This is a genomic window from Enterobacter sp. R-1.6.2 (genome assembly GCF_035064085.1).
In the GTDB taxonomy this organism is placed as follows: Bacteria; Pseudomonadota; Gammaproteobacteria; order Enterobacterales; family Enterobacteriaceae; genus Enterobacter; species Enterobacter asburiae_B.
Window position 1 is genome coordinate 129,325 of sequence record NZ_JASEYI010000009.1, and the last position, 19,216, is coordinate 148,540.

Here is a 19,216-nt window from a genome sequence, read left to right on the forward strand (position 1 = left end):
CCCGGCGCCTGAGGCTACCGGGGCAGAATACGCGGGATTATTTACGCAGGCTGAGCAGGGCACCGACGAAGATGCCGACCGCCGCGACGGTTCCCAGAGTACATAGCGGTTTTTCACGCACGAAGGTCGTAGCACAGCTTGCCATGTCGCAGGCAGCCTGCGTGGCGCGTGAACGTCCGTTCATACGGGCGCGGGTTTCACGGAGCAGAGACTGAGCCTTACGCTTTGCGGCATCCGCTTCGTCCTTCGCGTCACTTCCCCAGGACTTCAGCACCTCTTCCAGCGTGTCCGCTAATTGGCTGACATCATTACGAATATCCTGAGCGTCGTCGTTAATATCGTTTCGGTTCGGTCTGTTAAACATACGATCCTCCGTAATTTTGTGTTCCCGTTCAGTTTAGTTCAGAAATTTAATATCTGAAGCGCATCACGCGTTATCCGGCAGTTTATGGACTATTCTGAAAGCCCTGCTATTGCTGAATACTGTAAGGTTGCCGGGCAGGAAAAGATAACGAGGAAAAGATATGTATTTACGACCTGACGAGGTGGCACGCGTTCTTGAAAAAGAGGGATTCACCATGGATGAGGTGACGCCAAAAGCGTATGGATATCGCCGCGGCGAGAATTATGTTTATGTTAATCGCGAAGCAAGAATGGGACGTACCGCTCTCATTATTCACCCGACGCTGAAAGACAGAAGTCTGTCATTTGCTGAGCCTGCCTCGGATATTAAAACCTGCGATCATTATCATCAATTTCCGCTCTATTTAGGCGGTGAACGGCATGAGCATTATGGTATTCCGCACGGTTTCAGTTCGCGTATGGCGCTGGAGCGATTTTTGAAGGGACTGTTTGGCGACGTACAGTAAATCCGCGACTGGCGTGCGCCAGTCGCTTCACATCACGCTTTTGCCTGGCTGTACTGGCTGACCTTAAACAGGCGGCGACAGTAGTCGAGGAAATAGCCGTAAACGGCTCCCATCAACATCGAAATAACAATATTCGAACTGACCGCCGCAGCGATCTGGTGCCAGTCTGCACCGACTGTCAGGAGAATGGCTACGTAAACCGGCGACTGGAACGTCACATACGCCAGAACGTCCGCCAGGTTTTTCACCCAGCCTGCAGGACTGATACGACACGCGAAGCGCATTACCGCATCGCGGTATAAACCATAAGGCCATGCAATAATAATATTGACCGGGATCGCCACCAGACGAGAAGAAAGCGACTGCTCGAAGGACATTCCGGAGAGGAATATTTCGATCAGCATGTTCACGACGGAACAGTAAACAACCATCGCGAAAGTATCCGCCACCGCGTGGCGCAGGCGAGATTGCGGCGAGAACATGTCTGAACTCCTTGAGAAGAACACAAAAGAAACGATTTTCCTTCAGCGGTTAGTGCTTTAGGTTGGTTTGTTTGACATGTATAGCGTATATCTCTGTGTTTGAACTAACAACTAGTGATTAATTTTTATTTAATCGTCTTTTGTCCACAAAATTCTCTAAAGTTGTTCGTTTTTTGTTCCGATCGTTATAATCTGTCTCGTTTGAGAGTTTTTATATTAAAATCAACCACTTGCTTTTGTTGGTGGCGAGAAGCAGGAATCCCCACCTGATAGCGGTGGAGTATGCTGCGGTTTGGATTAAAGTTGGCTATTTATATTAATGTGGTGATTGGATTCACCGGTGTCCTGTCAGCGCCTTGCGCTATTATTAACAGCGAGTTCTAAATATATTAACGCTGATGCCCGTACGGACCCTTGGGTAGATATTTCAACTCAAATGAATTATTCTGTCGGCGATTTATCTATTTATCCCCCAAAGAAAAGGTTTTCAAATAATATGTCTTTGACGTTACAGAATCTTAATAATATCCGAACCCTGCGCGCCATGGCGCGTGAATTATCCCTGGACGTTCTTGAGGAAATGCTGGAAAAGGTCAGGGTCGTTACTGAAGAGAAACGCAGCGAGCTGACGGAATTAGAGCAGCAGCGTGCTGAGCAGCAGGAAAAAATTAATGCCCTGCTGGAGCGGATGAAAGCCGATGGTATTTCCCCGACTGACCTGCTGGGTTCTGAACTGGCGCAGGCGGGTAAGCCAGCGAAAAAGCGTAAGCCGCGTGAAGCAAAATATCGCTTTATTGACCAGAATGGCGAAGAGAAAACGTGGACCGGCCAGGGCCGCACGCCGAAGCCTATCGCCAGCGCGCTGGCAGACGGTAAATCACTGGATGATTTTCTGATCTAACGGATGAGCCGGGCGGAACACGCCGCCCGGCTGACTGTTCAGCAGACGCCGAAATCACCTTCTTCGGTATAAGGCGCCACATCGGCGGCTTTCAGCGTATATTTCTCGCCTTGCTCATTGCTGGCCTGGACCGCCACAATGCTGTCACCGTTCACTTCGAGCACTTTCAGTTTCGGGCCGCCTTTACGCGGTTGCACATAATCACCGACAGAAAACATATTACCTCCTCATCGTTTTAGCGATCTTCACCTTAGCCCACGCATGACGCCGGGTACAGCGTATTTCACCGATTACTGCTTATGAGGTACGCCGGTTCCATGGCATCACCTTGAGCAGTCGCGCCATGCCGCAAAAGCCCGTCACACCGGCGAACAGCAGCCCGGCTCCGACAAAACCGCTGAGCAGGAAAAAGCCGCTGGAGACGCTATAGCCCAGCACCACGCCGCAGAGTATCAACAGCCCGGCGGCAATTTGCACCTGACGCATCAGCGGCAGCGGCTGGGATTTGTCTTCAACGGTCGGCAGCCCCGCCTGCTTCCAGCCCTGAATCCCCCCCTCGACCACAAATGCCTCTGCGGGCGTGGCGGCCTGAGCAAGGCGCTCGGCATTCCCCGACGTCCGGGCGCCGGACTGGCAGTGAAAAATCACCGTATCGCCCGCCTGCGCGTTAAGTGCGCCGGGTAAGGTATCCAGCGGCACGGACCGCGCGGCGGGAATATGCTCGCGGGCGTACTCGTCGGCATCACGAATATCAATCAGTTTTGCGCCTTCAGCGACCCGGGCATTGGCCTGGCGCGGTGAAATAAGAGGAAGTGACATGGCGGCTCCTTACGGACAATAAAGGGTTTTCAGGGTGCTGATAAGCTGATGTACCGCATCGTTTTTAATGGAATAGAGAATGCGCTGCGCGTCGCGGGTGCTGTCGATAAGCCCTTCCTCACGCATGCGCGCCAGATGCTGCGACGTGGCGGAAGGACTTAGCCCCGTGGCTCGCGCAAGCTCCCCCGCACTGGTGCCGGGCGCTCCGCACAGGGTGCAGAGGATCAGCAGCCGACGCGGGTTGCTCATCGCTTTTAAAAGTGTGGCGGCCTGCCCGGCGCTGGCCTGAAGCTGTTCGAGTTCGGTCATGATAGTTTAGTGTTTGCTTAATTAAGTGAATGCTAAACTAATCCGGTGCATTAAACCAGCGTCAAAAGCGTAAAAGAGGGTAAACGCGAGGCCCGGAACTGGTACAGACGAATAAACTGGCTATGCTTACAGCGTTCTCTTTATTATTTTCAATGGATTAGATTGAACGGAGTGTTTATATGGGATTTTGGCGTATTGTTTTTACGATCCTCATACCGCCGCTGGGCGTGCTGTTGGGTAAAGGATTTGGCTGGGCGTTTATTATCAACATTCTTCTGACGCTGCTGGGCTACTTCCCCGGCCTCATTCACGCGTTTTGGGTACAGAGCAAAAGCTAGGCGCGCCACAGTAAATCGCTATAGATATCGGTCAGCACCCCCGCCGGACCAAACTGCTGCTTGATCCACCGCGTGACCTGGCCGGTTGCGGCATGCTGCGTGGCGAGCAGCATGCGCGAGTCCTGACGTGGGTTGTTAATCCGTCGGGTGACCAGCAGCCCCGCGTCTACCGCCTCGCGGACCATGTATTCCGGCAAAAAGCCAATCCCTTCGCCCAGGATCTGACACTGACATTTGGTGTTAAAGTCCGGGACCAGAATCGCCTCCTGCCCGTGCAGCAGCCAGCCAACCTTTTTGTTAATGGTGTGCGCGGTATCTTCCACCATGATGTTGGGATACAGGCGCAGCTGGCTTTCCGCTATTGGCTCCGGGGTGAACGCCAGCGGGTGTTCCGGCGCGATGGCAAACACCCAGCGAATGGCGCCGATCTCTGTGTAATCAATCCCGCCGCCGTCCAGCAGCGTGTCCGGCGCGCCAATCGCGATGTTGGCCTGGTTGTTGATGATGGAGTCCCAGACGCCGTTGTAGACCTCGGTGGTCACGGTGATCTGACAGGTGGGAAACTGCTTTTTCAGCACCTGCAGCAGCCGCGCCGTGTGGCGTGGGGTATACAAAAGCTGGTTGATACAGATGCGCACCCGCGCCTCAATGCCCTGAGAAATGGTATCAATCCCGCGCTTGATGGCGTGAAAGTCGTTCAGCAGGTCGGTGGCCTTACGGTAAAAGTAAAACCCGGACTCGGTCAGCTCGATGCTGCGCGTGCTGCGGACGAACAGCACCACGTCCAGCCCGGTCTCCATGCGCTTAATGGTGTAGCTGATGGCAGATGTCGTCACGCCCAGTTCGGCGGCGGCTTTGCTGAAGCTGCCGAAGCGTGCGGCGGTAGTAAAGGCCAGCAGGTTTTCCTCGGTAAAGATGGAATTCATATCTCACTCCCTTCAGCCATCAGTTTTGAACATATTTTAACAGCGTCGTTACAACGCATTTGAAGCCGATCACAGTTCTGACTCTTTGTCGAAAGCCGCACGCAGTAAGGCTTCGTCAGGCATAAGCATAATGCAGCCAGAAGCGCTAAAAAGCGGAGAAACATAAGAAAAAGGTTGCACAGACGCACGTTTTAACCAGTTTATTGAATTTACCTCAACAATGAATTGACTGTCGATGAATCATTTTTAAGCGGATTCTTTTATGACCAGGCTGTTGCTATTCTCAGGTCAACAGAAATAAAAACATCGGGAGTCTGAATATGTCTGCGAACGAACTCGTTACTGAATTTCTGCTGGCGGCAGAAGAGGGCAATAGCGATGCGCTAAAAGCCTGTCTGGAGAAAGGCGTGGATATTAACGCCACCAATCGACAGAAAAGAACCGCCGTTATTATTGCCAGCCTGAAAAAGCATTATGACTGCGTGGCGTTATTAATTGCCGCCGGGGCGGATATTGATAAACAGGATCAGACCTGCTTTAACCCTTTCCTGATTAGCTGCCTGACCAACGATATCACCCTGCTGCGCCTTGTCCTTCCGGCAAATCCGGATCTCGATCGCCTGACGCGCTTTGGCGGCGTGGGCATTACCCCTGCCAGTGAAAAGGGGCACGTGGAGATCGTGCGCGAGCTGCTGGAAAAAACGGACATTAACGTCAACCACACTAACTTTGTCGGCTGGACGCCGCTGCTGGAAGCGATCGTGCTCAACGACGGCGGCGCAAAGCAGCAGGAGATCGTTAAGCTGCTGCTGGATCACGGCGCGAACCCGCACATGACCGATAAATACGGTAAAACCCCGCTCGAGCTGGCGCGGGAAAAAGGCTTCGATGCAATAGCTGACCTGCTGCTGGCGGCGGGCGCATAACGCATTCGGCCAGCCTTTTCCGGCTGGCCGCTAATTAAAACGCATTTTTACCGACGTGCATTTTGCACGACGGCGGCCCCCTTTTATCCGCGTTCAGGAGAAAATAATGCCCACGAAAATCGTCATAAAAAAGAACACCTATTTTGACTCCGTCTCATTAATGTCCGTTTCCACCAAAGCCAATAAATTACCGGGCGTCGAGCAGGCGTTTGTCGCGATGGCGACGGAAATGAACAAAGGCGTATTAAAAAACCTCGGGCTATTAACGCCGGAATTAGCGGAAGCCAAAAACGGCGACCTGATGATCGTGATTAAAGGCGACGCGGCGAATGATGAAACCCTGGCGGCCATCGAAGCGCTGTTCACGCGTAAAGAGAGCGGCGGCACCCATGAAGCGCGCTACGCCACGATTGCCAGCGCCAAAACCCATCGCCCGGAGAGCAACCTCGCGGTGATTTCCGTCAACGGCACCTTCGCCGCCCGCGAAGCGCGCCAGGCGCTGGAAAACGATCTTAACGTGATGCTGTTTTCCGATAACGTGTCGCTCGACGACGAGCTGGCGCTGAAGCAGCTGGCGCATAAGAAAGGGCTGCTGATGATGGGGCCGGACTGCGGCACCGCCATCATCAACGGCGCAGGATTGTGCTTCGCCAACGCGGTGCGCCGCGGACCGATTGGCATCGTAGGCGCATCCGGCACCGGCAGCCAGGAGCTGAGCGTGCGCATTCACGAATTCGGCGGCGGCGTGTCGCAGCTGATCGGCACCGGCGGGCGCGATCTCAGCGAGAAAATCGGCGGCCTGATGATGCTCGACGCCATCGACATGCTGGAAGCGGACGACGCGACCCAGGTTATCGCGCTGATCTCCAAGCCGCCAGCGCCAGCCGTGGCGGAGAAAGTGCTGGCCCGCGCGCGCGCCTGCCGCAAGCCGGTGATTGTTTGCTTCCTCGGCCGCAGCGAACCGCCCGCCGATGAAGACGGCCTGCAGTTTGCGCGCGGCACCAAAGAGGCGGCCCTGAAGGCGGTCCTGCTCACCGGCATCAAGAAAGAGTCCCTCGATCTGCATCCGCTCAACTGGCCGTTGATTGAAGAGGTGCGCGCCCGCCTGACCCGGCAGCAGAAGTACATTCGCGGCCTGTTCTGCGGCGGCACCCTGTGCGACGAGGCGATGTTCGCGGCGCTTGCGAAATTCGACGACGTCTACAGCAACATCCAGCCGGATCCGGCTAAGCGCCTGAGCGACATAAGCGTCAGTAAAGCCCATACCTTCCTCGACTTTGGCGACGACGATTTCACCAACGGCAAGCCGCACCCGATGATCGACCCGACCAATCGCATCAGCCGCCTGCTGCAGGAAGCCCGCGACCCGGAAGTCGGGGTAATTGTGATGGACTTCGTGCTGGGCTTTGGCGCGCACGAGGATCCGGTCGGCGTGATGATCGACGCCATTAAAGAGGCGCAGGCGATCGCGAAGGCCGATAACCGTCCGCTGGAGATCCTCGGCTACGTGCTCGGCACCGACCAGGATCCGCAGTCGCTGGCGCAGCAGTGCCAGCTGCTGACCGACGCAGGCGTCATCTGGGCCAGCAGCAGCACCAACACCGGATTACTGGCACGCGAATTTGTCTGCAAAGGGGAGAAAGCATAATGACGACCTTATTCAACCAGCCGCTGAACGTGATTAACGTCGGCATTGCGATGTTCAGCGACGATCTCAAAAAACAGCACGTTCCCGTCACCCAGCTCGACTGGACGCCGCCGGGGCGGGGCAATATGCAGGTCGTTGAAGCGCTCGATCGGCTGGCGGAAAAACCGCTGGCGGAGAAAATCGCCGCCGCCAACCGCATCGCCCTTGAACGCATTATTCAGTCTCATCCGGTGCTGGTGGGCTATGACCAGGCCATTAACGTGGTGCCGGGCATGACCCGCACCACCATTCTGCACGCCGGTCCGCCTGTCGCCTGGGAAAATATGTGCGGGGCGATGAAGGGCGCGGTCACCGGGGCGCTGGTGTTTGAAGGGCTGGCGAAAGATCTGGACGACGCGGCAAGGCTCGCCGCCTCCGGAGATATTACCTTCTCGCCGTGCCACGAGCACGACTGCGTGGGCTCCATGGCGGGCGTTACCTCCGCGTCGATGTTTATGCACATCGTTGAAAACAAAACCTACGGCAACCGCGCGTTCACCAACCTCAGCGAGCAGATGGCGAAGATCCTGCGCATGGGCGCCAACGACCAGAGCGTGATCGACCGTCTGAACTGGATGCGCGACGTGCTCGGCCCGATGCTGCGCGACGCGATGAAGATCGTCGGCGAAATCGACCTGCGCCTGATGCTGGCTCAGGCGCTGCACATGGGCGACGAGTGTCACAACCGCAACAACGCGGGCACCACGCTGCTGATCCAGGCGCTGACGCCGGGGCTAATTCAGGCGGGCTATCCGGTGGAGCAGCAGCGCGAGGTGTTCGAGTTTGTCGCCAGCAGCGACTACTTCTCCGGCCCGACGTGGATGGCGATGTGTAAGGCCGCGCTGGACGCCGCGCACGGCATTGAGTACAGCACCGTCGTCACCACCATGGCGCGCAACGGCTACGAGTTTGGCCTGCGCGTTTCCGGCCTGCCGGGGCAGTGGTTCACCGGCCCGGCGCAGCAGGTGATTGGCCCGATGTTCGCAGGCTATAAGCCGGAAGACTCCGGGCTGGACATCGGCGACAGCGCCATCACCGAAACCTACGGCATTGGCGGCTTTGCGATGGCGACGGCCCCGGCAATCGTTGCGCTGGTGGGCGGCACGGTGGAGGAAGCCATCGACTTTTCCCGTCAGATGCGCGAAATCACCCTCGGCGAAAACCCGAACGTCACCATTCCGCTGCTCTCGTTTATGGGCATTCCGACCGCTATCGACATCACCAAAGTCGCGGGCAGCGGCATTCTGCCGGTGATTAACACCGCCATTGCCCATAAAGACGCGGGCATCGGCATGATTGGGGCGGGCATCGTTCACCCGCCGTTTAGCTGTTTTGAAAAGGCGCTGTTGACCTTCCGCGATCGCTACTTTTTATAAGGCATGCATCCATGAAAAACATGAAGCTGGAGTGGAAAAGAGGTGACTGGGCGGCGTATTTCGGATTGATGACCAACAACCTGACCAATTTGCTGACCATGATGGGGCTGCTCATTTTTGTCGTCGGCATCCCGAAGGAGATTGTTTATGGACGCATCGCGCCGGCCTTCGGGCTGGCGGTGCTGGTCGCGAGTATTTGCTACGCCTGGTTCGGCATGCAGATGGCGCGCGCCACCGGACGAACGGACGTGACCGCGCTGCCGTCCGGCCCGAGCGCGCCGTCGATTTTTACCGTGACCTTCCTGGTCCTGATGCCGGTTTATCAGCAGACCGGCGATGCGGACTTCGCGATCCAGATTGGCCTGGTGTGGTGCTTCGTGGAGGCGATGATCCTCGCGGGCGGTTCGTTCCTGGGGGAAACCATCCGCAAGATGATCCCGCGCACCGTGCTGCTGTCGTGCCTCTCCGGTTTGGGCCTGCTGCTGCTGGCGATGAACCCGATACTGCAGGCGTTCGAAGCGCCGACCGTGTCGTTCATCGTGCTGCTGCTGATCTTCATCAACTGGTTCGGTAAAAAGCCGATTTTCGCCCGTATCCCGACCGGTCTGCTGCTGTTGATTGCCGGTACGGCACTGGCGTGGATCTCCGGCCTGCAAAGCCCGGAAGCGATTAAAGCGTCCATGTCATCCTTCGGCTTTAACCCGCCGGAAGTGCACGTGGACAGCTTCATGCAGGGCCTGCCGCACGCGCTGCCGTATCTGGCCTCTGCCGTGCCGCTGGGGCTGGCGAACTACATCTTTGATCTGGAGAACATCGAAAGCGCCCACGCGGCGGGAGATGCGTACCCGACGCGTAAGGTGATGCTGGCTAACGGTCTGGCGTCGATGCTCGGCTGCCTGATGGGGAACCCGTTCCCGGTGACGGTCTACGTTGGCCACCCTGGCTGGAAAGCGATGGGCGCGAGCATCGGCTATACGCTGGCCTCCGGCGTGACCATGTTCATCGTGCCGCTGTTCGGGCTGGGGGCGTTTATGCTCGCCATCATTCCGATGACCGCAATCGTGCCGATACTGGTGTTTATCGGCGTCGTCACCGCCAACCAGGTGGTGAGGGAAACGCCCAAAGTGGAGGTGCCGGTGATCTTCATCTGCCTGTTCCCGTGGATCGCAAACTGGGCGCTGACCATGATGAACAGCGTGATGGGGGCGGCGGGCACCAGCGCGGCGAAGATCGGCACCGACGTGCTGCACAGCAAAGGAATTTACTACGAAGGCCTGGTGCATCTCGGCAACGGCGCGCCGCTCGCCAGCATGCTGTGGGGCTGTATCGCCATTTTCGCCATCATCAACAAGCCGCTGCGCGGAGCCGTTGCGGCCTCCGTCGGGGCGCTGCTGGCGCTGTTTGGGGTGATCCACGCCCCGGTGGTGGGCTTTGCCGAGGGCAGTTCGCTGATGTTCGTCACCGCGTATCTGATGATGGGCGGCATGTTTGTGGTGAAGCATGTGCTGGATATCTCTGTTACTCCCCCTCTCCCAGTGGGAGAGGGTCGGGGTGAGGGCACCAGAACGCACCTTCTAAAGGACACAAAATGAAAGAGCTTATGGTCGTCGCCATCGGCGGCAACAGCATTATCAAAGACAACGCCAGCCAGTCGGTTGAACACCAGGCGCAGGCGGTGAAAGCGGTGGCAGAGTCGGTGCTGGAAATGCTGGCATCCGACTATGACATCGTGCTCACCCACGGCAACGGCCCCCAGGTGGGGCTGGATCTGCGCCGCGCCGAAATCGCCCACGAGCGGGAAGGGCTGCCGCTGACCCCGCTGGCAAACTGCGTGGCGGACACCCAGGGCGGGATTGGCTACCTGATCCAGCAGGCGCTCAACAATCGCCTGGCCGCGCGCGGGGAGCAAAAAGCGGTCACGGTCGTCACGCAGGTGGAGGTGGATAAAAACGATCCCGGCTTTACGCACCCGACGAAACCTATCGGTGCGTTCTTCACCGAGGCGCAGCGCGACGAGCTCCAACAGGCACACCCGGACTGGCATTTTGTCGAGGATTCAGGCCGTGGCTACCGTCGCGTGGTGGCTTCACCGCAGCCGCTGCGCATCGTTGAGGCCGACGCCATCAAAACGCTGACGCAAAAAGGCTTTGTGGTGATCGGCGCGGGCGGCGGCGGAATACCCGTGATTCGCAGCGAGCAGGGCGACTACCAGAGCGTCGATGCGGTGATTGATAAAGATCTCTCCACCGCGCTGCTGGCGCGCGAGATCGGTGCCGACGTGCTGGCGATCACCACCAGCGTGGAGAAGGTGTGCATCAACTTCGGCAAGCCGAACCAGCAGGCGCTGGACACCGTCAGCGTGGCGCAGATGACGCGCTACAGGGAAGAGGGCCACTTCCCGGCGGGCAGCATGCTGCCCAAAATCGTCGCCTCGCTGGAATTTTTACACCACGGCGGCAGGCGCGTGATTATCACCTCGCCGGACTGCCTGCCCGCGGCGCTGCGCGGGGAAACCGGTACCCATATTGTTAATGAAGGAAGATAAGATGAGTGAAAACAAAAGCCGCCGCGAATTTATCAGCCAGAGCGGCAAAATGGTCACCGCCTGCGCGCTGTTTGGCGCCACCGGATCCGTCGCGTATGCTGCTGACCCCGCGAAGCCAACCTGCGAGACGGGCAAACCGATGAGCATCACCGCGAAACATTACTATCTGGACAACGTGCTGCTGGAGGCCGGGTTCAACGTCGACGGCGGTGTGGCGACGAGCACCCGCACCGAGCTGAAAACGCTGGAAATTAACGACGGGAAGATCGTCGCCCTGCGCGATAACAAGCGCCACGCCGACGCCACGCTGCCGCACTACGATGCGGGCGGCAAGCTGATGCTCCCGGCGATGCGCGACATGCACATTCACCTGGATAAAACCTTTTACGGCGGTCCGTGGCGCTCCCTGAACCGCCCCGCGGGCACCACGATTCAGGACATGATCCGCCTTGAGCAGAAGCTGCTGCCGGAGCTACAGCCCTACACCCAGGAGCGCGCGGAAAAGCTGATCGATCTGATCCAGTCGAAAGGCTCCACCATCGCCCGCAGCCACTGCAATATCGAGCCGACCTCCGGCCTGAAGAATCTGGAAAACCTGCAGGCGGTTTTATCGCGCCGTAAGCCCGGCTTTGACTGCGAAATCGTCGCTTTTCCGCAGCACGGGCTGCTGCTGTCAAACTCCGAAAAGCTGATGCGCGAGGCGATGCAGGCCGGGGCGCACTACGTGGGCGGGCTGGATCCTACCAACGTCGACGGCGCGATGGAGAAATCCCTCGACACCATGTTCCAGATTGCGCTGGACTACGACAAAGGGGTGGATATCCACCTGCACGAAACCAGCCCGGCGGGCGTGGCGGCGGTGAACTATATGGTGGAAACCGTGGAGAAAACGCCGGAGCTGAAGGGCAAGCTGACCATCAGCCACGCCTTCGCGCTGGCGACGCTCAACGAGCAGCAGGTAGATGAGATCGCCACCCGCATGGCGGCGCAGCAGGTGACCATCGCCTCCACCGTGCCGATTGGCACCCTGCATATGCCGCTGAAGCAGCTGCGCGAGAAGGGCGTGTTCGTAATGACGGGGACCGACAGCGTGATCGATCACTGGTCGCCGTACGGTCTGGGGGACATGCTGGAGAAAGCGAATCTTTACGCTCAGCTCTACATCCGCCCGAACGAGCAGACGCTCTCCCGCGCGCTCGGTATTGCCACCGGCGACGTGCTGCCGCTGAACGACAAAGGCGAGCGCGTGTGGCCGAAAGCGCAGGACGACGCCAGCTTTGTGCTGGTGGATGCTTCCTGCTCCGCCGAGGCCGTGGCGCGCATTTCACCGCGCACCGCGACGTTCCATAAGGGCAACCTTGTCTGGGGCTCGGTGGGTTGACGTGCATTTCTCCCTCTCCCTGTAGGAGAGAGTTGGGGTGAGGTGCATTTCTCCCTCTCCCTGTGGGAGAGGGTTGGGGTGAGGGCATCAGGCCGCACTTCCGTAGGTCGGGTAAGGCGAAGCCGCCACCCGACAATGCAGTATACTGCTATGCACATTCTTAAAGAGGGATCTGCCATGGCACAAAATATCTACGACAATCCGGCGTTTTTTGAAGGCTACGCCCGGCTTCCACGCTCGGTGCAGGGTCTGGACGGCGCGCCGGAGTGGCCCGCGCTAAAAAGTATGCTGCTGGATTTAACCGGCAAATCGGTTGTCGATCTCGGCTGCGGCTACGGCTGGTTCTGCCGCGCGGCGCGCGAGCTGGGCGCTGCTGACGTCACGGGGGTCGATATCTCAGAAAAGATGCTCGCCCGCGCGGCGGAGCTTACCGCTGACCCACAGATTCACTATCAGCGTAGCGATCTGGAATCTCTCAAGCTTAACGAGAACAGCCTCAATCTGGTCTACAGCTCGCTGGCGCTGCACTACCTGCCGGAACTGGATACGTTATTCGCCAGGGTTCAGCGCGCGCTCAAGCCCGGCGGCAGCCTGGTCTTTTCGATGGAGCACCCGATCTACACCTGCGCCACCCGTCAGGGCTGGCTGACCGACGATAGCGGCGAGCGGTTCTGGGGCGTGAACCATTATCAGGATGAAGGCAAACGCGTCAGCAACTGGCTGGCGGACGGGGTGGTTAAATACCACCGCACGCTCGGCACCACGCTTAACGCGCTGATCGGGGCCGGATTAACGATAAGCGACGTCAACGAGTGGGGGCCAGCGCAGGCGCAGATTGACGCCTGGCCCGCGCTGGCCGAAGAGGCAGAGCGCCCGATGCTGGTGCTGATCGCCGCCCGTAAGGCTCAGTAACCCACCCTATACACCCGCCCGCTCTGCACGCCTTCCACGCTGCGGCGATAGGCCTGCGCCACGGTCACGGCGGGAACGCTCTCAAAGCCCGGGAAGAAGCCGTCGTACGTTTCGACGGATTCGGTGAGTACCGTCGGGCTAATCAGGTTGATGCGGATCCCGCGCGGCAGCTCGCAGGCTGCGGCGCGGATAAACCCTTCCAGCGCCGCATTCACCGTGGTGGCATTCACGCCCTGCGCAATCGGCTCGTGCGCCACGATGCCGCTTATCAGCGTAATAGAGCCGCCTTCGTTCAGATAATGCTGGCCGGTCAGCGCCAGGCGCACCTGCCCGAGCAGCTTGTCCTGCAGGCCCTGGTTGAAGTCGCTGTCCTTCATGGTCGCGAGCGGGCCAAAGTAAAGGCCACCGCTGGCGGAGACAATCGCATCCACCGGGCCGATTTTCTCAAACAGCGCCTGGACGCTCGCCTGCGAGGTGATATCCACCTGCTCGTCGCCCTGCGTGCGGCCGACGCGGATGACCTCGTGGCGACGACTCAGCTCTTCCGTTACCGCACGACCAACCGTACCGCTGGCACCAATAATGACGATTTTCATAGCTGACTCCTTATGTTGTGAGCCCCCATTCTTTAATAAATAAAAATGCAGATAAACTGGGCTAAAGTTAGAAGATTGCTAACCAGGAGTTTGGAATATGGATAAGCTTCGCAGCATGGAGACCTTTATTGCCGTGGTTGAAAGCGGCAGCTTTACCGGTGCGGCGGCACGGCTGGAGATGTCGGCGGTAATGGTGGGGAAATACGTTGCGCTGCTGGAATCACAGCTCGGTAGCCGCCTGCTGGAGCGTAACACGCGGCGCCAGAGCCTGACCGACGCCGGGCGGGTCTATTTCGACGAGGCGAAGCGGGTGCTGGAGCAGGTCGCGATCGCCGAAAGCGCCGTGGAGCGCCTGCGCGCCGCGCCGTCCGGCACCCTGCGCGTGACGGCGCCCACCTCGTTTGGCGGCAGCGCGATCGCGCCGCTTACGGCCTCTTTTTTACAACGCTACCCGGAGGTGCGCATCGAGCTGGATCTCACCAACCGGATGGTGGATCTGGTGGAGGAGGGTATCGATCTGGCCATTCGTATTGGCGACATTCATAACGACGATCTGGTGGCGAAATACCTCTGCCCTTACCGGATGGTGATCTGCGCCGCGCCGGACTACCTTGCGCACTACGGTACGCCGCAAACCCCTGCCGATCTGGTGGATCATCTCTGCCTGTCCCACAGCGTGTGGACCGCGCGCAACGAGTGGCGGTTGCCGGGCGTTGAGGGCGAGGTGCGCTGGAAGCGGGACGCGGTCTTAAGATGCAACGACGGCTACGGGCTGCGGATGGCCGCGAGAGCCGGGGCGGGACTGCTGCTGCAGCCGGAGGTTCTGGTGGCGGAAGATCTGGAAAGCGGCAGGCTGGTGCGGGTGCTGGAGGCGTATATTCCGGCGCCGAGACCCGTGCATTTGCTGTGGCGTCAGGATTTACGACCTCTCCCTAAGCTAACGGAATTTATCGCCCATATTCTGCTAAGATTGGGCACACTATAAAAAAGAAGGTATGCAAAGAATGTCTGTGAATAAACTCGCCAGCAGCGCGCAGGGCCTGCAATCATCTGCCATCCGTGAATTATTAAAACATAGCAAAATGGCCGGCGTCATTTCGCTGGGTGGGGGGATTCCTAACCCGGCCTTGTTCGATCACGAAGGGCTGAAAATTGCCGCTGATGCCGTATTATCACAGCATTTTGGCGAGGCGTTCCAGTACGGCCTGACGGAAGGCGTACCGGGGCTGCGGGAAGAAATTCAGCGCATCTGTGAAGGGCGCGGGATCCGCTGCAAGGCGGATGATGTGGTCGTGACCTCCGGTTCACAGCAGTCCCTCGACGTGCTGGCGCGTGCATTAATTAACCCGGGCGATACCGTTGTGGTTGAGCGTCCAACCTATCTTGCTGCGCTGCAGGTATTTGGCCTGGCGCAGGCGAATTTTGAATCCGTTGGCACCGACGGCGACGGAATGAAGGTCGACGAGCTTGAAGCGCTGGCGGCAAATAAAACCATCAAAGCGGTCTATATTGTTCCGACGTTTGGCAACCCTGGCGGGGTAACCCTTTCTGAGGCGCGTCGCAAACAGCTGGTGGAATTATCGAAGCGCTATGACTTCGTCATTATTGAAGACGATCCGTACAGCGAAATTAATTATACCGATGAAGTTTTCCGCCCGTTAATTGCCCATGCCAAAGATATCGGCAACGAAGAGAACGTGGTGTATACCTCAACCTTCTCCAAAATTCTTGCTCCAGGAACCCGCGTGGGCTGGGTGCTGGTGCCGGAATGGCTGAAGCGCGCAGTAGTAAACCTTAAGCAAACCACCGACCTGCACACCAGCACGCTGTCGCAGCTGATGACGTATGAATACCTGAAAACCGGTCGTCTGCCCGCTCAGATTAAAACGATCCGCGAAGCCTATCGCCAGAAATACCAGACGTTCGCAACCGAGCTGGAGGCCGAGCTGGGCGATGTGATGTCGTTCCACAAGCCGAAGGGCGGCATGTTCCTGTGGGCGAATATGAAAAATAGTAGTAATACCACCCGCTGGCTGGAAAAAACGTTAAGTAACGGCGTAGTATTTGTGCCGGGCGAATTTTTCTACTGCAATGAGCCAGACCATTCTACGCTGCGTATGTCGTTTGTCACGCCAACGGATGAAGAGCTGAAGGAAGCGGTTAAACGCCTGAAAAAATCGCTGTAAAAGACCTGCGCATAATGGTTTTCCTGCCGTTATGCGCAATACGCGTTCAGGCGGCACGGGCCGCGATCGTCCATGGAGATCTCCATGTTTGAATTTCTGTTCGGTGTCGTTACGCACACGCCCGCCTGGGTGTGGGTGCTGTTTATCTTCCTTATCTCTCGCGGCATTAAAGCCCGCAGGCCTGCCACCGTTACGCTGGAGAGGCTTGCCATCATTCCGGCAATATTTCTAATCTGGGATATCTACGATCTGGTGGTCTACCGCACCCTGACGCCCGGAACTGTCGCATTGTGGACGGCGGGGATCCTCGCCGGGGCCGCGCTGGGGTATATCCTGATTAAGCAGGCGGTTATCACCCGCGCAGATGCGCCGCGCACCCTTTACCGCCAGGCAGACTACACCGCGCTGCCGTTTATGATGCTGGCGTTCGGCGTGAAGTATGTGCTGGGCGTGATGAGCGCGGTCTCTCCCCAGACGATGCAGCAGCCCGCCATGAGCGCGCTGGCGATCGTCTCCGGCGGCGTGTTTGCCGGCGTGTTTCTCGGGAAATTTGCGCGTTACGTTGGGGTGTATAACAGTGCCGCACCGCGCCCGGCGGAGTAAGGTTATTCTGTCGCGTGTGCCAGCGTGCGATCTGCAGCATCGCCGCTGAGTGCTCGCGTGACTTCATGGATCCGCCAGATTTTCCCTTCACGCAGCGCGGCAAACAGGTAAACCTCGATCTCTGCCTGACGACCATCAGGATAGGTGACCGTTACGATATGCCGGTCAGCCAGAAGTTCGTCATGGCAGGCTATCTCCACCACGGTAAAGGCGATTGCGCGGATCTGTGAGCTGACGTGGCTCAGATGCTGGACAAAACCCCGGTAGTCAAGCGCGTGACCGTCCGTAAACTGCTGGTAATCGGGCGTAAATACCTCTGCCGGATCGATATCGCCGTTGAATAAGCGGGTTAACAGGCAGGCCATCTTTTCGCGCTGCGCGGCGTTGTCGGTGTGGGCTATCAGGGACGTGATAATGCTCATGCGGGCTCCTTATGTGGTTGAATCACCATTATCCTTGACAGCAGAAGTCGCAGTTTCTCTAATATGCCGAAGAATAACGATTTTCGGTCAAAATGATATGGTCAGTGTTGAAACGCTCCTTCATCCCGGCGGGTACCGAACGCCCTGGCACAGTCATCGCACCGGCCAGCTGTGGCGCATTGCAGCGGGGCTGCTGGTCATTGAGACGCAGCAGGCGCGAGCGGTCGTACCGGCAAAACACATCGGCTGGATCCCTCCGGATCGGCAGCACGCCGCTTTTTCCGAAAGTGCGGTAGAAGGCTGCGCTATCTTTCTTGACCCCGCCGGGTGCGCAATGCTTCCCGATGCGCCCGCGCTGTTCGAGCCCGACGATCTCACCCATGCACTGTTTTCCCGTTTATGCGATGCAGAGAGCGAGTACGATCCGCGAAAGCTTGCTTTGCTGCTGGATGAGCTTGCCCTGACGCCCCAGGCTCGCTTTTCTCTGCCCGTGCCGACGGATCCGCGTCTGAAGAACGTGGTCAGCCATTTGCTGCAGTTTGTCGATGATAACCAGACGGTCGAGAGCCATGCTATTCATGCTGGGATGAGCGTGCGTACGTTCAACCGTCGGTTTAGCGCCCAGACCGGAATGAATTTTGTTAACTGGCGGCAGCTGGCTCGCGTCATGCGGGCAATGGAGTGGCTGGCGGCGGGGAAGCCGGTAGGGTGGATTGCGCTGTCCTGCGGCTACAGCAGCGTCAGCGCATTTATTGAGGTTTTCAGAGCATGGACCGGTAAAACGCCGGGGCAGTGGGTGATTAAAGAAGGCCCTTTTGGGCGAAGGTAACACGCGTGGCTGCGTTGAGATCCAGCTCTTTTAACGATTCCGGATTAACCCAGGCGATCTCCTGAAACTCTTCATTAAACGTGACTTCCCGGTTGGCGCTGATGCAGTCGAAGATCAGATAGATCATGTAAATCTCCTCAGTGGTGCCATCGGCGTAGGTTTTCACCCTGATGTCATCGCGAAAAGCCCATGGCGTAACCGAGACAATCTCCAGCGCTTCGCCCAGCTCTTCGCGGATCTCACGGCGCAACGCCTGTTCCATGGTTTCGCCCGGCTCCATTCCACCGCCGGAGAGAGCCCACTGGCCGGGGAACACGCCGCGATCGTCGGCCATTTTACACAGGAGATAGGCACCGTCGTTCTGGATGATGGGGCAGACAATGGTTCGTTGGCGCATGATTTCTTCCTGAAAAAGTATTGATAGGTGAAGTGTTTACCGAATCAGGCTACATCCGGCTGGCCAGATTTTCGCTTAGCCATGACGTCCGCAACGGTCTTTATACGGCTTAGCTCCTCCTGCGTCCTGGGGTTGGATTGCGCTTCCCAGATATCGACGTTCAGCTGTAAGTTAAGCCAAAATTCAATCGTGGTATCAAAGGCTTTTGCCAGTTTGATCGCCATATCGGCAGTAAGCTTGCGATTGTTATTGACCAGCGCGCTGATGGTGTTGCGGTGAACATTGAGCATCTCCGCCAGATCGCTGATTTTCAGATTGAGCGGTTCAAGATACTCATACTGCAACACGTCGCCCGGCGTGGTGGGTTTGCGGAGTGCCTGTTGAAGTGTCATAGGTGATGCCTCACTTGTGTTGCGTGTACTTGTGTGGAGAGAGGTAGAGATCTTCTGCTTTACCCTCTGTCCAGCGAAATACGAGCCTGTATTGCCTGTTTACCCGGATAGAGGAATATCCCTTCAGCGGAGGATTCAATGCTTCATACATATTGCCCGGTGGCGATCGCAAATCCCTGTGCGAGGTTGCTGCCCTGATGATATCGAGCTTTCTCGCAAGCGCTGTTTCCAGATTTGCAGGAATAACATTGCTCGATCTGCCGTAAAGAAAAAAATCCTCAAGCCATTGATCCCGAAAATAACTAATCATAATGGTGCTG

25 protein-coding genes are annotated in these 19,216 nt (G+C 57.7%); 14 read left to right on the top strand and 11 right to left on the bottom strand.

Features of this window, described 5'->3' with window-relative positions; translation table 11 throughout:
• Nucleotides 1-37 precede the first annotated feature (37 nt).
• Complete coding sequence (locus QMN93_RS11975; RefSeq protein ID WP_023308924.1) at nt 38-364, bottom strand: DUF883 domain-containing protein; 327 nt, start codon at nt 362-364, stop codon at nt 38-40.
• Between the two features lie 160 nt (nt 365-524).
• Here QMN93_RS11975 and QMN93_RS11980 point away from each other — a divergent pair, with 160 nt between their 5' ends.
• Nucleotides 525-869 (top strand): DUF2002 family protein, encoded by a 345-nt coding sequence (locus QMN93_RS11980; RefSeq protein WP_193052143.1) that lies wholly within the window; start codon nt 525-527, stop codon nt 867-869.
• 32 nt (nt 870-901) lie between these two features.
• On the opposite strand, the gene alaE is transcribed toward QMN93_RS11980, so the two are convergent.
• Nucleotides 902-1,351 (bottom strand): L-alanine exporter AlaE, encoded by a 450-nt coding sequence (alaE, locus tag QMN93_RS11985; RefSeq protein WP_193139855.1) that lies wholly within the window; start codon nt 1,349-1,351, stop codon nt 902-904.
• Nucleotides 1,352-1,847: 496 nt separating this feature from the next.
• On the opposite strand from alaE, the gene stpA reads away from it, so the two are divergent.
• Nucleotides 1,848-2,252, top strand: coding sequence for a DNA-binding protein StpA (gene stpA / locus QMN93_RS11990; RefSeq protein ID WP_033146355.1), 405 nt, complete (start codon nt 1,848-1,850; stop codon nt 2,250-2,252).
• A gap of 38 nt (nt 2,253-2,290) precedes the next feature.
• On the opposite strand, the gene QMN93_RS11995 is transcribed toward stpA, so the two are convergent.
• The 3 genes from QMN93_RS11995 to QMN93_RS12005 all read right to left on the bottom strand — a co-directional run bounded on the left by QMN93_RS11995 (nt 2,291) and on the right by QMN93_RS12005 (nt 3,380).
• Nucleotides 2,291-2,470, bottom strand: coding sequence for a hypothetical protein (locus QMN93_RS11995; RefSeq protein ID WP_023308920.1), 180 nt, complete (start codon nt 2,468-2,470; stop codon nt 2,291-2,293).
• Nucleotides 2,471-2,549: 79 nt separating this feature from the next.
• On the bottom strand, nt 2,550-3,071 hold the full coding sequence (locus QMN93_RS12000) for a rhodanese family protein (RefSeq protein ID WP_193139853.1): 522 nt from the start codon (nt 3,069-3,071) through the stop codon (nt 2,550-2,552).
• Nucleotides 3,072-3,080: 9 nt separating this feature from the next.
• The gene (locus QMN93_RS12005) at nt 3,081-3,380 is read right to left on the bottom strand and encodes a helix-turn-helix transcriptional regulator (protein WP_029742056.1); all 300 of its coding nucleotides are present in this window, start codon (nt 3,378-3,380) and stop codon (nt 3,081-3,083) included.
• 179 nt (nt 3,381-3,559) lie between these two features.
• Here QMN93_RS12005 and QMN93_RS12010 point away from each other — a divergent pair, with 179 nt between their 5' ends.
• The gene (locus tag QMN93_RS12010) at nt 3,560-3,718 is read left to right on the top strand and encodes a YqaE/Pmp3 family membrane protein (RefSeq protein WP_023308917.1); all 159 of its coding nucleotides are present in this window, start codon (nt 3,560-3,562) and stop codon (nt 3,716-3,718) included.
• Here the strand turns inward: QMN93_RS12010 and QMN93_RS12015 are convergent.
• The gene (locus tag QMN93_RS12015; RefSeq protein ID WP_033146353.1) at nt 3,715-4,644 is read right to left on the bottom strand and encodes a LysR substrate-binding domain-containing protein; all 930 of its coding nucleotides are present in this window, start codon (nt 4,642-4,644) and stop codon (nt 3,715-3,717) included. The genes QMN93_RS12010 and QMN93_RS12015 overlap by 4 nt on opposite strands.
• Before the next feature lie 320 nt (nt 4,645-4,964).
• On the opposite strand from QMN93_RS12015, the gene QMN93_RS12020 reads away from it, so the two are divergent.
• The 7 genes from QMN93_RS12020 to QMN93_RS12050 all read left to right on the top strand — a co-directional run bounded on the left by QMN93_RS12020 (nt 4,965) and on the right by QMN93_RS12050 (nt 13,471).
• Complete coding sequence (locus QMN93_RS12020) at nt 4,965-5,570, top strand: ankyrin repeat domain-containing protein (protein ID WP_039263421.1); 606 nt, start codon at nt 4,965-4,967, stop codon at nt 5,568-5,570.
• Between the two features lie 106 nt (nt 5,571-5,676).
• Entirely contained in the window at nt 5,677-7,218 is a 1,542-nt protein-coding gene (fdrA, locus tag QMN93_RS12025; RefSeq protein WP_193139851.1) for an acyl-CoA synthetase FdrA, read from the top strand.
• Entirely contained in the window at nt 7,218-8,633 is a 1,416-nt protein-coding gene (locus QMN93_RS12030) for a DUF1116 domain-containing protein (protein WP_064673544.1), read from the top strand. Before fdrA ends, QMN93_RS12030 begins: the two co-directional genes overlap by 1 nt.
• A gap of 11 nt (nt 8,634-8,644) precedes the next feature.
• On the top strand, nt 8,645-10,225 hold the full coding sequence (locus tag QMN93_RS12035; protein ID WP_069303213.1) for a xanthine permease: 1,581 nt from the start codon (nt 8,645-8,647) through the stop codon (nt 10,223-10,225).
• Complete coding sequence (locus tag QMN93_RS12040) at nt 10,222-11,178, top strand: carbamate kinase family protein (protein ID WP_069303212.1); 957 nt, start codon at nt 10,222-10,224, stop codon at nt 11,176-11,178. The genes QMN93_RS12035 and QMN93_RS12040 overlap by 4 nt, the downstream gene beginning before the upstream one ends.
• A 1-nt stretch (nt 11,179) precedes the next feature.
• Nucleotides 11,180-12,559: an amidohydrolase family protein gene (locus QMN93_RS12045; protein WP_193139849.1), complete on the top strand. Its 1,380-nt coding sequence runs from the start codon at nt 11,180-11,182 to the stop codon at nt 12,557-12,559.
• A gap of 177 nt (nt 12,560-12,736) precedes the next feature.
• Nucleotides 12,737-13,471 (top strand): bifunctional 2-polyprenyl-6-hydroxyphenol methylase/3-demethylubiquinol 3-O-methyltransferase UbiG, encoded by a 735-nt coding sequence (locus QMN93_RS12050; protein WP_193139847.1) that lies wholly within the window; start codon nt 12,737-12,739, stop codon nt 13,469-13,471.
• Here the strand turns inward: QMN93_RS12050 and QMN93_RS12055 are convergent.
• Nucleotides 13,465-14,067 carry a short chain dehydrogenase gene (locus QMN93_RS12055; RefSeq protein WP_193139845.1) on the bottom strand — a complete coding sequence of 201 codons (603 nt, stop codon included), beginning with the start codon at nt 14,065-14,067 and terminating at the stop codon, nt 13,465-13,467. The two genes, QMN93_RS12050 and QMN93_RS12055, sit on opposite strands and share 7 nt — an antisense overlap.
• A gap of 97 nt (nt 14,068-14,164) precedes the next feature.
• On the opposite strand from QMN93_RS12055, the gene QMN93_RS12060 reads away from it, so the two are divergent.
• The 3 genes from QMN93_RS12060 (at nt 14,165) to QMN93_RS12070 (ending at nt 16,856) form a co-directional block, all read left to right on the top strand.
• On the top strand, nt 14,165-15,052 hold the full coding sequence (locus tag QMN93_RS12060) for a LysR family transcriptional regulator (protein WP_193139843.1): 888 nt from the start codon (nt 14,165-14,167) through the stop codon (nt 15,050-15,052).
• Nucleotides 15,053-15,071: 19 nt separating this feature from the next.
• Nucleotides 15,072-16,253, top strand: a complete 1,182-nt coding sequence (locus tag QMN93_RS12065) for a PLP-dependent aminotransferase family protein (protein ID WP_182382598.1) — start codon at nt 15,072-15,074, stop codon at nt 16,251-16,253.
• Nucleotides 16,254-16,337: 84 nt separating this feature from the next.
• A complete protein-coding gene (locus QMN93_RS12070; RefSeq protein ID WP_069303206.1) occupies nt 16,338-16,856 on the top strand; it encodes a DUF6622 family protein in 519 nt (172 codons plus the stop codon).
• A 2-nt stretch (nt 16,857-16,858) separates the two neighbouring features.
• On the opposite strand, the gene QMN93_RS12075 is transcribed toward QMN93_RS12070, so the two are convergent.
• Nucleotides 16,859-17,278, bottom strand: a complete 420-nt coding sequence (locus QMN93_RS12075) for a nuclear transport factor 2 family protein (RefSeq protein WP_039263434.1) — start codon at nt 17,276-17,278, stop codon at nt 16,859-16,861.
• Nucleotides 17,279-17,375: 97 nt separating this feature from the next.
• Here QMN93_RS12075 and QMN93_RS12080 point away from each other — a divergent pair, with 97 nt between their 5' ends.
• Nucleotides 17,376-18,107 (top strand): AraC family transcriptional regulator, encoded by a 732-nt coding sequence (locus QMN93_RS12080; RefSeq protein WP_087823320.1) that lies wholly within the window; start codon nt 17,376-17,378, stop codon nt 18,105-18,107.
• Here the strand turns inward: QMN93_RS12080 and nudI are convergent.
• Genes nudI through QMN93_RS12095 form a run of 3 tightly spaced genes read right to left on the bottom strand, consistent with a single transcriptional unit; the run spans nt 18,079 to nt 19,206 of the window.
• Nucleotides 18,079-18,504: a nucleoside triphosphatase NudI gene (gene nudI, locus QMN93_RS12085; RefSeq protein ID WP_064673552.1), complete on the bottom strand. Its 426-nt coding sequence runs from the start codon at nt 18,502-18,504 to the stop codon at nt 18,079-18,081. The two genes, QMN93_RS12080 and nudI, sit on opposite strands and share 29 nt — an antisense overlap.
• A 44-nt stretch (nt 18,505-18,548) precedes the next feature.
• Nucleotides 18,549-18,896: a HigA family addiction module antitoxin gene (locus tag QMN93_RS12090; protein WP_033146339.1), complete on the bottom strand. Its 348-nt coding sequence runs from the start codon at nt 18,894-18,896 to the stop codon at nt 18,549-18,551.
• Between the two features lie 10 nt (nt 18,897-18,906).
• Entirely contained in the window at nt 18,907-19,206 is a 300-nt protein-coding gene (locus tag QMN93_RS12095) for a type II toxin-antitoxin system RelE/ParE family toxin (protein ID WP_033146338.1), read from the bottom strand.
• Nucleotides 19,207-19,216 lie beyond the last annotated feature (10 nt).